9 protein-coding genes are annotated in these 13,025 nt (G+C 75.2%); 8 read left to right on the forward strand and 1 reads right to left on the reverse strand.

Features of this window, described 5'->3' with window-relative positions; genetic code table 11:
- Positions 1 to 33: 33 nt before the first annotated feature.
- The 3 genes from metK to ACLQ27_RS23685 all read left to right on the forward strand — a co-directional run bounded on the left by metK (position 34) and on the right by ACLQ27_RS23685 (position 4,562).
- A complete protein-coding gene (metK, locus tag ACLQ27_RS23675) occupies positions 34 to 1,227 on the forward strand; it encodes a methionine adenosyltransferase (RefSeq protein ID WP_234588148.1) in 1,194 nt (397 codons plus the stop codon).
- 59 nt (positions 1,228 to 1,286) lie between these two features.
- Positions 1,287 to 3,344: a primosomal protein N' gene (locus tag ACLQ27_RS23680; RefSeq protein WP_425868658.1), complete on the forward strand. Its 2,058-nt coding sequence runs from the start codon at positions 1,287 to 1,289 to the stop codon at positions 3,342 to 3,344.
- A 234-nt stretch (positions 3,345 to 3,578) separates the two neighbouring features.
- Positions 3,579 to 4,562: an AAA family ATPase gene (locus ACLQ27_RS23685; RefSeq protein ID WP_234589692.1), complete on the forward strand. Its 984-nt coding sequence runs from the start codon at positions 3,579 to 3,581 to the stop codon at positions 4,560 to 4,562.
- A gap of 79 nt (positions 4,563 to 4,641) precedes the next feature.
- On the opposite strand, the gene ACLQ27_RS23690 is transcribed toward ACLQ27_RS23685, so the two are convergent.
- The gene (locus ACLQ27_RS23690) at positions 4,642 to 5,922 is read right to left on the reverse strand and encodes a hypothetical protein (protein WP_357575898.1); all 1,281 of its coding nucleotides are present in this window, start codon (positions 5,920 to 5,922) and stop codon (positions 4,642 to 4,644) included.
- Positions 5,923 to 6,169: 247 nt separating this feature from the next.
- On the opposite strand from ACLQ27_RS23690, the gene ACLQ27_RS23695 reads away from it, so the two are divergent.
- The 5 genes from ACLQ27_RS23695 (at position 6,170) to ACLQ27_RS23715 (ending at position 12,976) form a co-directional block, all read left to right on the forward strand.
- The gene (locus ACLQ27_RS23695) at positions 6,170 to 8,653 is read left to right on the forward strand and encodes an ATP-binding protein (RefSeq protein ID WP_425868661.1); all 2,484 of its coding nucleotides are present in this window, start codon (positions 6,170 to 6,172) and stop codon (positions 8,651 to 8,653) included.
- A gap of 83 nt (positions 8,654 to 8,736) precedes the next feature.
- Positions 8,737 to 10,005, forward strand: a complete 1,269-nt coding sequence (locus ACLQ27_RS23700; RefSeq protein WP_357575897.1) for a cytochrome P450 — start codon at positions 8,737 to 8,739, stop codon at positions 10,003 to 10,005.
- A gap of 45 nt (positions 10,006 to 10,050) precedes the next feature.
- Positions 10,051 to 10,611, forward strand: coding sequence for a peptide deformylase (gene def, locus ACLQ27_RS23705; protein ID WP_266249922.1), 561 nt, complete (start codon positions 10,051 to 10,053; stop codon positions 10,609 to 10,611).
- 5 nt (positions 10,612 to 10,616) lie between these two features.
- Positions 10,617 to 11,543, forward strand: a complete 927-nt coding sequence (gene fmt, locus ACLQ27_RS23710; RefSeq protein ID WP_357497727.1) for a methionyl-tRNA formyltransferase — start codon at positions 10,617 to 10,619, stop codon at positions 11,541 to 11,543.
- Positions 11,498 to 12,976 (forward strand): RsmB/NOP family class I SAM-dependent RNA methyltransferase, encoded by a 1,479-nt coding sequence (locus tag ACLQ27_RS23715; RefSeq protein WP_425868715.1) that lies wholly within the window; start codon positions 11,498 to 11,500, stop codon positions 12,974 to 12,976. Before fmt ends, ACLQ27_RS23715 begins: the two co-directional genes overlap by 46 nt.
- Positions 12,977 to 13,025 lie beyond the last annotated feature (49 nt).

A 13,025-nucleotide genomic window follows, 5' to 3' on the forward strand; every position in this document is an offset into this window, starting at 1 on the left:
GCCGCGGAACGACCTCACACGCTTAGGAGTGCCGTGACACGCCGCCTCTTCACGTCCGAATCGGTCACGGAAGGCCACCCGGACAAGATCGCCGACCAGATCAGCGACGGCATCCTCGATGCGCTGCTCGCCGAGGACCCGCACAGCCGGGTCGCGGTCGAGACCATGATCACCACCGGCCAGGTCCACATCGCCGGTGAGGTCACCACGAAGGCGTACGCCGACATCCCCACCATCGTCCGGCGCACCATCCTCGACATCGGCTACGACTCGTCGAAGAAGGGTTTCGACGGCGCGTCCTGCGGGGTCAGCGTCTCCATCGGCGCGCAGTCCGAGGACATCGCGCAGGGCGTGGACAACGCCTTCGAGCTGCGCACCGGTGCGTCGGAGAGCGCGCTGGACGCGCAGGGCGCCGGCGACCAGGGCATGATGTTCGGCTTCGCCTGCTCGGAGACCCCCGAGCTGATGCCGCTGCCCATCGCCCTCGCCCACCGACTGGCCCGCCGGCTCGCCGCGGTCCGCAAGGACGGGACCATCCCGTACCTGCGCCCGGACGGCAAGACCCAGGTCACCATCGAGTACGAGGGGCTGCGCCCGGTCCGCCTGAACACCGTCGTGGTGTCCAGCCAGCACGCCGCGGACATCTCGCTGGAGTCGCTGCTCACCCCGGACGTGCGCGACTCCGTCATCGCGCCCGAGCTGGAGAGCCTCGGTCTGGACACCGAGGGCTACCGGCTGCTGGTCAACCCGACGGGCCGGTTCGAGATCGGCGGCCCGATGGGTGACGCCGGCCTGACCGGCCGCAAGATCATCGTCGACACCTACGGCGGGTACGCCCGGCACGGCGGCGGCGCGTTCTCCGGCAAGGACCCGTCCAAGGTGGACCGCTCGGCCGCGTACGCGATGCGCTGGGTGGCCAAGAACGTGGTCGCCGCCGGCCTGGCCGAGCGGTGCGAGGCGCAGGTCGCCTACGCCATCGGCAAGGCGCACCCGGTGAGCCTGTTCATCGAGACGTTCGGCACCGAGACCGTGCCGGTCGCCTCGATCGAGAAGGCCGTCTCCGAGGTGTTCGACCTGCGCCCGGCCGCGATCATCCGGGACCTCAACCTGCTCCGCCCGATCTACCAGCAGACCGCCGCGTACGGCCACTTCGGCCGGGAGTTGCCGGACCTGTCGTGGGAGAGCACCGACCGGGCCGCCGACCTCAAGTCGGCCGCGGGAGCCTGACCGCCACCAGGCGTAGCGACCGGCGACCCGCGGACGGGTCGCCGGTCGCGCGCGTCTGCGTGGACGTTCCGCTGGCGCACCTGGACCGGCCGTTCGACTACCTGGTGCCGGCCGAGCTGGCCGACGTGGCGGTGCCCGGCACCCGGGTGAAGGTGCGCTTCGCGGGGCAGCTGGTCGACGGCTGGCTGCTGTCGCGGGCGGACGACTCCGGGCACACCGGCCGGCTCGCCTACCTGGAGAAGGTGGTCTCGCCCGAGCCGGTGCTGGCCCCGGAGATCACCCGGTTGGCCCGGGCGGTCGCCGACCGGTACGCGGGCAACCTGGCCGACGTGCTCCGGCTCGCCGTGCCGCCCCGGCACGCCCGGGTCGAGAAGGAGCCCCACGACGAGCAGCTGACGCCGGCGGCCGAGTCCGGCGCTGCCGGCGACGCGGTCGGCCCCGTTGTGCCGGGAGAGCCCCCCGCCCCGCCGGGGACGACCTCCGCTCCGCCGGGGAAGGCCCCCTTCGTCCCGCCGGGGGAGGCCCCCGCGTCGCCGGCGACGGCCCCCGCCGTGCCGGGGGAGGCTGTCGACCCGCGCGGCTGGCGGGACTACCCGACCGGGCCGGCGCTGCTGCGGGCGCTCACCGACGGCCGGGCGCCCCGCGCGGTCTGGTCCGCGCTGCCCGGCGAGGACTGGGCCGCCCGCTACGCCGACGCGGTGGCCGCCACCGTCGCCGGTGGGCGCGGCGCCGTTGTCGTGGTCCCCGACGCCCGCGACCTCGACCGCCTCGACGCCGCCCTGACCGTCGTGCTGGGCCCGGGCCGGCACGTCAGCCTCTCCGCCGCCCTCGGGCCGGCCCGGCGCTACCGGGCGTTCCTCGCCGCCCGGCGCGGGCAGGTGCCGGTGGTCATCGGGACCCGGGCCGCGATGTTCGCCCCGGTGCCCCGGCTCGGACTCGTCGCCATCTGGGACGACGGTGACGACCTGCACTCCGAACCCCGGGCGCCCTATCCGCACGCCCGCGACGTGCTGCTCACCCGCGCGCAGCTCGGCGAGGCCGGCGCGCTGGTCGGCGGGTACGCCCGGACGGCCGAGGCGCAACTGCTGCTGGAGACCGGCTGGGCCCGGGAGGTGGTCGCCGACCGGGCGACGGTGCGGGCGCGGATACCGGCCATCGCGCCGACCGGTGACGACCCCCAGCTCGCCCGTGATCCCGGTGCGGCCACCGCTCGGCTGCCCAGCCTCGCCTGGACGGCCGCCCGTGACGCCCTGCGGGCGGGGTTGCCGGTGCTCGTGCAGGTGCCCCGGCGTGGCTACCTGCCCTCGATGTCCTGCGCCGACTGTCGTACCCCGGCCCGCTGCGCGCACTGCGCCGGGCCGCTCGCGCTGCCGTCGGCCGGCGGCACCCCCGCCTGCCGGTGGTGCGCCCGGGTCGCCGCGGCGTACGCCTGCCCGCAGTGCGGCGGTCGGCGGCTGCGCGCCGCGGTGACCGGTGCCCGACGTACCGCCGAGGAGCTGGGCCGGGCCTTTCCCGACGTGCCGGTGCGGACCTCGGGGCGCGAGGAGGTGCTGACCGACGTGCCGGGCGGCGCGGCCCTGGTGGTCGCCACCCCCGGCGCCGAGCCGGTCGCCGAGGGCGGCTACGGCGCGGTCCTGCTGCTCGACTCGTGGGCCCTGCTGACCCGGGCCGACCTGCGGGCCGGCGAGGAGGCGCTGCGCCGGTGGCTGTCCGCCGCGGCCCTGGCCCGCCCGGCGCCGGCCGGCCGCGTGGTGGTGGTCGCCGACGGCGCGCTCGCCCCGGTGCAGGCGCTGCTGCGCTGGGATGCCGCCTGGTTCGCCGGCCGGGAACTGGCCGAGCGCCGCGAGCTGGGTTTCCCGCCGGCGGTGCGGATGGCCAGCGTCACCGGCCCGGCCGAGGCGGTTGCCGACCTGCTCGCCGCGGCCCGGCTGCCCGGTGACGCCGAGGTGCTCGGGCCGGTGCCGGCCGACGAGGGGCGCGAGCGGATGCTGGTCCGGGTGCCCCGGGCGCGGGCCGCGGCGCTCGCCGAGGCCCTGCACTCGGCCGCCGGGGTGCGCACCGCCCGCAAGGCCGCCGACCCGGTTCGTCTCCAGGTCGATCCGCTGAGCCTGTTCTGACCGTTTTCCCCGGAGAATGGCCGCTCTCGCGGGCGGGCGGTACCCCGCCCGACGGGTGCCGCCCGCACACCGCGTCCGGCAAAGCGCTGGCGTCGAGGTGGTAGCATCGCCCGTCATGCTCGGGCGTACGACGGCCCCAGGTCACGGCACCGCCGAAGCGGGCGGGCCGGGAACGCGTCGGTCGGACGCGATGTCGATGATGTCAGGAAGCCGGTTATCAGGGGTGGACCAGTCGTGACCGTTCGACAATCGATCGTCTTCAACGGCGACCTCGGCAGCGGCAAGAGCACCGTGTCGGTGGAGATCGCCAAGCGGCTCGGGATGCGCCGGGTCAGCGTCGGTGACCTCTATCGGGAGATGGCGCAGCAGCGGCAGATGACAGCCCTGCAGCTCAATCTGCACGCCGAGCTGGACCAGGCCGTCGACGGTTACGTCGACCAGCTCCAGCGCGACATCGCCGCCTCCGGCGAGCATCTGATCATGGATTCGCGGCTGGCCTGGCACTTCTTCACCCACGCGCTCAAGGTGCACATGATCACTGAGCCGGGTGAGGCGGCCCGCCGGGTGCTGGCCCGCCCGTCCGGCCCGGCGGAGAGCTACGCCTCGCTGGATGAGGCGAAGGCCAAGCTCCGTGAGCGCAGCGAGAGCGAACGCAGCCGGTTCATCGTCCGCTACGGGGTGGACAAGGCGCGGCTGCGCAACTACGACCTGATCTGCGACACGACCCGAGCCTCCGCCGCCGAGGTGGTCGAGCACATCATCGCCGCGTACGAGGGCACGCTCGGCGCCGACGTGCTGCGCGACGGCCCGCCGCTGCTGCTGCTCGACCCGGCGCGGGTCTACCCGACCGAGGACATCGCGACGCTGCGCGGGCTCTGGGACAGCGAGTTCGTCGGCGACGTGGCCGAGGCCGGCGACGAGTCCCTGGAACCGCTGAAGATCGGCTTCACCGGGGAGTACTTCTTCGTCGTCGACGGTCACCGTCGGCTCAGCGCCGCCATCCAGAACGGTTTCTCCCTGGTCCCCGCCCAGCTCGTCGCCGAGGTCGACGAGCCGGTGGTGGGTGGGATGAGCGCCGTGGACTACTTCGCCGCGCAGGTGCGCCCCGGCCTGGTCTACGACTGGGAGGCGGCCCACAAGATCCAGTTGCCGCTGCCCGAGCCGGCGCTGCTCGGCGGCGACGCCGTGCTCGCCGCCGACCGGGGCGTCGGCGCCTGAGCCCAGCGCGGAACCGGACCGGCGCGCGGGGTGCGCGCCGGCCCGGCCGTCGGGTCGACCGACGGAACGCCCCGAGGCGTCAGCCCAGGACCACGCCCGAGGCGCCGACGCCGGCCATGCCGGAGAAGATGTCCTCGTAGTAGAACCGCCAGGCGCACACCCGCCCGGTGGGGACGTAGCCGGTACACGCCGTCGAGGTGTTGGTGTCGTCGATGGCGGTGTTGGTGCCGGTCGCCCAGACCTGGAGGGTGTTCGCCGCATTCACGATCTCCACCGGGCCGCCGCTGTCACCCTGACCGACACCGTTGGTGTGGGTGGTGTTCTCGGCCTGCACCTGGCCGCAGACCGTGCCGAAGTTCCGCACGTTGATGCACAGGTTGCGGGCCTTCACCTGGATCGAGCACCGGGTGCCGGAGTACGCGCCCGAGCTGCACACCCAGTTGCCGACCTGGCTGGCCTGCGCGCCGATCACCTGGTTGCTGAACTCGCTGACCACCGCGCCGGCCGCGTCGGTGCTGTTGTTGAAGACCCGGCCGCCGGAGCTGCCCGCGATGAGCAGGGTGTCGCTGCTGACGTTGCGGCTGATGACGGTGCCGATGGTCTGCCCGGTCGGGTCGGCCGCCACCACGTTCAGGTTGGCGCAGTGCGCGGCGGAGAGCACCCGCGACACCCCGCCCGCAAAGACGCCGAAGCCGGTCGAGCAGCCGCCGCCGGTGGCGGTGTTGCGCCACGCGGCGCCACCCCACCAGGGCGGACTGTCGTCCCAGCGGGTGGCGGGAGCGGCGGCGACGCCGGTCTGCACGGTCACCGGAACGCCGGCGAGAGCCGTCGCGCCGAGCAGCCCGCTCTGCGTACCGACGAGCAGGCCGGCGCCGTCGGCGCGCGGCCCCACCGTGGTGATCCTGTCGCCGGCCGAGGCCCGCAGCCGGTCGGCCGCGACCATCAGCTCCCGCTGCGAGTACGCGGCGGGCAGCACCGTCGTCGCGACGGTGGCCCGGGCGTTGGCCACGAGGCGGGCCGGCGGCTCGCCCTTCCAGTAGACCTGGAGCTGGCGGGTGGTGGGATCGGCGATGATACCGGCGAAGCCGGAGTTCGCGCTGCGCTGCGCGGCGTTGGTGATCTGGGCGGCGGCGGTGTTCATCCGCTGCTGCAACTCCAGCAGCTCGGACCAGGAGGCGAAGCCGCCCGGCACCGCTGTGCTGTCGACGAACGATCCGGCGGTGGTGGCCTTGCCCTTCGGCGCGGCGGTGGCCGGTGCGCCGCTCACGCCCGCGACGAGCAGCGTGAGGCCGCACGCGGTGACGGCGATGCGACGCAGCATCGTCGTGGACCGTCGGGCGGTCGGGTGTGGACGGATCATCTGTACCCCTTCCCCAGGGTTTCGTGGCGCGGGCCGAACCCGCACCAGGGACGGTGGCACGAGACGTCGGTTCAGCACGGCGATCCTGGACGGGACTGGACACGGTCGGACACCGCCGGACGGGGGCAAAGGTCCGATGTGAACTGTCAGACATCGGCCGCCTCCTATCTAGCGGAGCGTGACCGCAACTAGCCTGCCCGTGTCGGCACCCGGGGCGGCCGGGTGACCGGTAGGGGGTGGGGGCCGCATGTCCGACCAACGGGTACCGTCCGGCGTTCGTCGAGCACCGCAGGGGCCGCCCGCGGCGTTCGACGTGGCCCGCGGCGGCGTCGAGGCGCAGACCCTGCCGGAGCTGGCCGGCCTGCTGCGCCAGCTGCGCCGCCGCGAAGCCCGGCAGCAGGGGGAGACGCAGCTGACGTACCGGCAGTTGGCGGCGAAGACCGGCTGGTCGCGCGGGATCATCGGGGAGTACTTCGCCGGCAACATCCTGCCTCCGCCGGAGCGGTTCGACGCGCTCATCCGGCTGCTCGGCGCGACCCCCGCCGAGCAGGGGGTGCTGGCCACGGCGCGGGACCGGATCGAGGAGCGACGTCGACGTGCGACCCGGGACCACGCCGCCACCGGCCGGGCGGGAGCCGGGGCCGTACGGGGCCGCAGCGGCGGGACGCGGGCCGCCCCGGCTCCGGCCCGCTTCCCGGTGCCCCGCCAACTGCCCCCGGCGCTGCCCGGATTCGTCGGACGTGCCGCCCAGCTCGCGCAGCTCGATCTCGCCTGTGCCGACCCGGACAGCGCCGGCGACGGCGGCCGGGCGCCGGCGACGGTGGTGACGCTGTCCGGCACGGCCGGGGTGGGCAAGACGACGCTTGCGGTGTACTGGGCGCACCGGGTCGCCGACCGGTTCCCGGACGGCCAGCTCTACGTCGACCTGCGCGGATTCGACTCCACCGGAACGGTGGTGACGGCCGTCGAGGCGGTACGGGGTTTCCTGGAGGCCCTGGAGGTGCCGCCCGAACGGATCCCCACCCACCTGCCCGCGCAGGTGGGTCTCTATCGCAGCCTGCTCGCCGGTCGCCGGATGCTGGTGCTGCTGGACAACGCCCGCGATGCCGACCAGGTCCGGCCGCTGCTGGTCGGCAGCCCGACCTGCCTGGTCCTGGTCACCAGTCGCAACCGGCTGGCCGGCCTGGTCGCCACCGAGGGCGCCCGGCCGGTCGGCGTCGACCTGCTCAGCGCCGCCGAGGCCTGGCAGCTGCTGGCCCGGCGACTCGGGGCCGAGCGGTTGGCGGTCGAGCCGCAGGCCGTGGACGAGATCATCGAGCGGTGCGCGCGGCTGCCGCTGGCCCTGGCGGTGCTCGCCGCGAGGAGTGCGGCGAATCCCGCGTTCCCCCTGGCCACCCTCGCCGCCGAGCTGCGCGGGGCGCCGCGTCCGCTGGACTCCTTCGACGGTGGCGACGCGGGCACCGACGTACAGGCCGTCCTCTCCTGGTCGTGCCGGAGCCTCACGCCCGCGGCGGCCCGGCTGTTCCGGCTGTTCGGCTGCCACCCCGGCCCGGACATCGGGGTCGCCGCAGCGGCCAGCCTGGCGGGGCTGCCCCGGCAACAGGTGCCCCGACTGTTGACGGAGCTGGCCCACGCCCATCTCGTCAGCGAGCACGCTCCCGGCCGGTTCGGCGCGCACGACCTGCTCCGGGCGTACGCCGCCGAGCAGGCCGAGCGGCGTGAGCCGGCCGAGGCGCGGCGGGCCGCGATCCGGCGCGGGCTGGACCACTACCTGCACACCGCCCACGCGGCGGCGCTGCTGCTGCAGCCGGGTCGCGATCCGGTCACCCTGACGGCGGCCCCACCTGGCGTGGTGCCCGAGGAGATCACCGACCACGCTGAGGCGCTCGCCTGGTTCACCGTCGAGTACCCGGTGCTGCTGGCGGCCGTCGGGCACGCGAAACGCGCCGGGTTCGACGGCCACGCCTGGCAGCTCGCGTGGACGCTTGTGGACTTCCTGCAACGCCGGGGACGGTGGCCGGACCTGGCCGTCGCCCAACGGACCGCCCTGGCCGGGGCGCGGCAGGCGGGGGACCGACTCGGGCAGGCCAACGCCCACCGCGACCTCGCCCGGGTGCTGTCCCGGCTGGGCCGGGTCGACGAGGCGGCGAGCAACTACCGGCAGGCCCTGGCGCTCTTCGGGGCGCTGGGTGACCACACCGGGCAGGCGCGTACCCACCGGGCGTTCGGCGCGATGCTCGACGGCCTCGGCCGGTACGCCGAGGCGCTGGACCACGTGCGGCGGGCTCTCGCGCTGTACCGGGACGCCGGCCATCTGGCCGGGGAGGCCAGCGCCCGCAACGCGGTGGGTTGGGCGCACGCCCAGCTCGGCCAGTACCGCCCGGCGCTCACCCACTGCGAGCAGGCGTTGGCGCTGCTGCGCCGGACCGGCGACCGGCACGGTGAGGCGAACACCTGGGACAGCCTCGGCTTCATCCACGCGCGCCTGGGCGACCACCGGGAGGCGATCCGCTGCTACGGGCGGGCGCTGCGGCTGTACCGGCGGATCAGCGACCGCTACGACGAGGCGGACACCCTCTCCCGGCTGGGCGAGAGCCGGCACGCGGCGGGGGACCCGGCCGGCGCGGCGCGTACCTGGCGGCGTGCCCTGGGCATCCTCGACGACCTCGGTCACCCCGACGGCGAGCGGGTCCGCGCCCTGCTGAGCCGGGCGGCGGCCACCCCGGGCTGACGCGCGTGCCGGGCGGGGGGATGCCGGCTGCCGGCGGCACCGGGATGATGGAGCCTCCGACGCATCGACGGGGGAGGCCAGTCATGGATGCTGCCGAGGCGCTCACACTGCTCATGTCGCCGCAGGGACGCGTCGATCCGTACCCGACGTACGAGCGGCTGCGCTCGCACGGCCCGGTGGTGCAGGCGTTGCCCGGCATGTACGTGGTGACCGGCTACCCGGAGGTCGACGAGCTGCTGCGCGACCCCCGGCTCGGGGTGCTCGACGACGCGCTGCGGGACCAGGTCTGGCCGAACTGGCGGCAGAGCCCGGCGATCACGTCGATCGCCCGGTCCATGCTGCGGACCAACCCGCCCGATCACAGCCGGATGCGCCGACTCGCCGCCGGCGCGTTCAGCCCGCGCCGGATCGCCGGGATGCGCGACGTGGTGCGCGCCCAGGCCGAGGAACTGCTCGACGCGATGATTGCCCGCGCCTCGGACGGCGAGCCGGTCGACCTGCTGGCCGACTTCGCGTACCCGCTGCCGGTCGGGGTGATCTGCGCGCTGCTCGGCGTACCGGCGGCCGACCGGCCGCTGTTCCGCCGCTGGGCCGGCGACCTGACCGGGGTGCTGGAGCCGGAGATCACCACCGAGGAGCTGGCCGTCGCCGACGCGGGCGCCGCCGAGCTGCGCGACTACTTCGTCGAGCTGATCGTCGCCCGACGCCGGGCACCGGCCGACGACCTGACCACCGCGCTGGTCCAGGTGCACGACGCCGACGGCGCCCGGCTCACCGGCGACGAACTGCTGGCCAACCTGGTCGTGCTGCTGGTCGCCGGCTTCGAGACCACCACCAACCTGCTCGGCAACGGCCTGGTCGTGCTGCTGCGCCACCCCGGGGCCGCCGACGCGCTGCGCGCCGACCCCGGGCTCGCCCCGGCGTACGTCGAGGAGCTGCTGCGCTACGACTCCCCGGTGCAGCTGACCACCCGGACGAGCACCGCGCCGGTGCGCTGCGGCGGGCTCGACCTGCCGGCCGGCAGCACGGCGCTGCTGCTGCTCGGCGCGGCCAACCGCGACCCGCGCCGGTTCCCCGAGCCGGGGCGCTTCGATCCGACCCGCGAGCAGGCGCATCCGCTGTCCTTCGGCGCCGGCCCGCACTACTGCCTCGGCGCCGGTCTGGCCCGGCAGGAGGCGCAGCTGGCGTTCCCGATGCTGCTGCGCCGCCTGCCCGAGCTGGCCCTGGCGGGGCCGCCCCGGCACCGGACCCGCCTGACCCTGCGCGGCTACGAGAGCCTGCCGGTGACGCTGGGCACACCGGCGGTGGCCGATCGAGGTACGCCGGCCGGGTCACTCGGAGGCACTCCGTAGACTGGTACGGCACCGCTCGCCCACCTGCCGAAGGAGCCGTCCCGCGTGACCGTCCAGCCCATCCGTCTTTTTGGGGATCCGGTGCTGCGCACGCCGGCCGATCCGGTGGTCGACTTCGACGTTGAGCTGCGAAGGCTCATCGCCGACCTCACCGACACGATGCGGGGGCAGAACGGCGCCGGCCTGGCCGCGCCGCAGCTCGGTGTCAGCCTGCGGGTGTTCGCCTTCGACGTCGACGACGTGCTCGGGCACCTGGTCAACCCGGTGCTGGAGTTCCCCGACGAGGAGGAGCAGGACGGCCCCGAGGGCTGCCTGTCCATCCCCGGGCTCTACTTCGACACCAAGCGCCGGCAGAACGTCATCGCCAAGGGCTTCAACGGCTACGGCGACCCGCTGCAGATCGTCGGCACCGGGCTGATGGCCCGCTGCGTGCAGCACGAGACCGACCACCTCGACGGTGTGCTCTTCCTCGACCGTCTCGACGCCGCCGGTCGCAAGGAGGCCATGAAGGCCATCCGCCAGGCCGAGTGGTACGACGCCGCCGCGCCGCCGGTGGTCAAGGTCAACCCGCACGCCGGCGGCAGCCCGTTCGGTCTGGGTCGGTGACCGGGATGCGTGTGATCTTCGCCGGTACGCCGGCGGTGGCCGTACCCGCCCTGGCCGCCGTCGCCGCCTCCCGGCACGAGCTGGTCGCCGTGGTCACCCGGCCCGACGCGCCCGCCGGGCGGGGCCGTGGCCTGTCCCGCTCCCCGGTCGGCGCGTGGGCCGACGAGCACGGCATCGAGGTGCTCACGCCGGCCCGCCCCCGCGACCCGGAGTTCCTCGACCGGCTGCGCGAGCTGTCCCCGGACTGCGTGCCGGTGGTCGCCTACGGCGCGCTGGTGCCGCCGGCGGCCCTGGAGATCCCCCGGTACGGCTGGATCAACCTGCACTTCTCGCTGCTGCCCGCCTGGCGGGGCGCCGCGCCCGTGCAGCACGCGGTGCTGCACGGCGACGAGCTGACCGGCGCCAGCGTCTTCCAACTGGAGCAGGGCCTGGACACCGGCCCCGTCTTCGGCACCCTCACCGACGAGATCCGCCCCGGCGACACCTCCGGCGACCTGCTGGAGCGGCTCGCCGACTCCGGCGCCGGGCTGCTGGTGGCGGTGCTCGACGCGATCGCCGACGGCACCGCGCGGGCCGAACCGCAGCCCGCCGACGGGGTGTCGCTGGCGCCGAAGCTGACCGTGGAGGACGCCCGGGTGCGCTGGAGTGACCCGGCCTTCGCCGTGGACCGGCGGATCCGCGCCTGCACGCCCGCCCCGGGCCCGTGGACGACCTTCCGGGACGAGCGGGTCAAGCTCGGCCCGGTCGCACCGGTGCCCGACGGCCCGGACCTCAAACCGGGGGAGCTGCTGGTGGAGAAGACCCGGGTGCTGGCCGGCACGGCCACCGTGCCGGTGCGCCTCGGTGAGGTCCGCGCCGCGGGCAAGCGCGCCATGGCGGCCACCGACTGGGCGCGCGGCGTCCGCGTCAGCGCCGGCGAGGGCCTCGCGTGACGGCCCCGGAGGGGACGCGTCCGTTCCGCGGCGGTTCGTCCGCCGGCCGCGGCGGCGACCGCCGGCCGACCCGGCCACCACTGGACCGGCCACGACGCGTGGCGTACGAGGCGGTGGCGGCCGTGCACCGCGACGACGCCTTCGCCAACCTGGTGCTGCCCACCATCCTGCGCGAGGAGGGGCTGTACGGCCGCGACGCCGCGTTCGCCACCGAGCTGACCTACGGCACCCTGCGCCACGTCGGCACGCTCGACGCGATCCTCAGCGACGCGTCCGGGCGGGACGTGGCCCGCATCGACCCGCCGGCGCGCGACGCGCTGCGGATCGGGGCGTACCAGCTGCTGCACACCCGGGTGCCCCCGCACGCCGCCGTGTCGTCGACGGTGGACCTGGTCCGCTCGGTCGCGCCGGGCGCCGCCGGGTTCGCCAACGCGGTACTGCGCGAGGTGTCCACCCGCGACATCGACGCGTGGGTGGCCAAGCTCGCCCCGCCGATCGAGACAGACCCGGTCGGGCACCTGGCGCTGGCGTACAGCCACCCGCAGTGGATCGTGCGGGCCTTCTCCGAGGCGCTCGACGGCGACCTGGGCGAGACCGCCCGGCTCCTGATCGAGGACAACGAGCGTCCCCCGGTGCACCTGTGCGCCCGTCCCGGCCTGATCGACCCGATCGAGCTTGCCGACCAGGTCGGCGGCGCCCCCGGCGCCTTCTCGCCGTACGCCGTCTATCTGCCCGGCGGTGCGCCGGGCGACGTGCCGGCGGTGGTCGACGGTCGCGCCCACGTCCAGGACGAGGGCTCCCAGCTCGTGGCCGCCGCGCTCGCCGACGCGCCGCTGGACGGCCCGGACGGGCGCTGGCTGGACCTGTGCGCCGGTCCGGGTGGCAAGGCCGGTCTGCTCGGCGCGTTGGCCGCGCAGCGCGGCGCCCGCCTGACCGCCGTGGAGGTGGCCGAGCACCGGGCCCGGCTGGTGTCCCAGGCGACCCGGGGTCTGCCGGTGACAGTGGTGGCCACCGACGGTCGTGAGGTCGGCGCCGACCCGAAGCTGCCGGAGGGCCACTTCGACCGGGTCCTGGTGGACGCCCCGTGCACCGGGTTGGGCTCGCTGCGTCGCCGGCCCGAGTCGCGCTGGCGCCGCCAGCCGTCCGACCTGCCGCCGCTGACCCGGCTCCAACGGGAGTTGCTGGGCGCGGCGCTGCGGGCGGTCCGACCGGGTGGGCTGGTCGCGTACGTCACCTGCTCGCCGCACACCGTGGAGACGCACGTGACGGTCACCGAGGCGGCTCGCCGCAGCGGCGTGTCGGTGGACTTCGTCGACGCCCGACCGTTGCTGCCGGCCGGCATGCCCGGCCTGGGCGACGGCCCCACCGTGCAGCTCTGGCCGCACCGCCACGGCACCGACGCGATGTTCCTCGCCGTCCTGCGCAAGGGCTGACCCGTCCTGCGCGAGGGCTGACCCGTCCTGCGCGAGGGCTGACCGCCGG

Origin of the sequence: Micromonospora sp. DT63 (assembly GCF_049841615.1) — a bacterium.
Taxonomy (GTDB): domain Bacteria; phylum Actinomycetota; class Actinomycetes; order Mycobacteriales; family Micromonosporaceae; genus Micromonospora.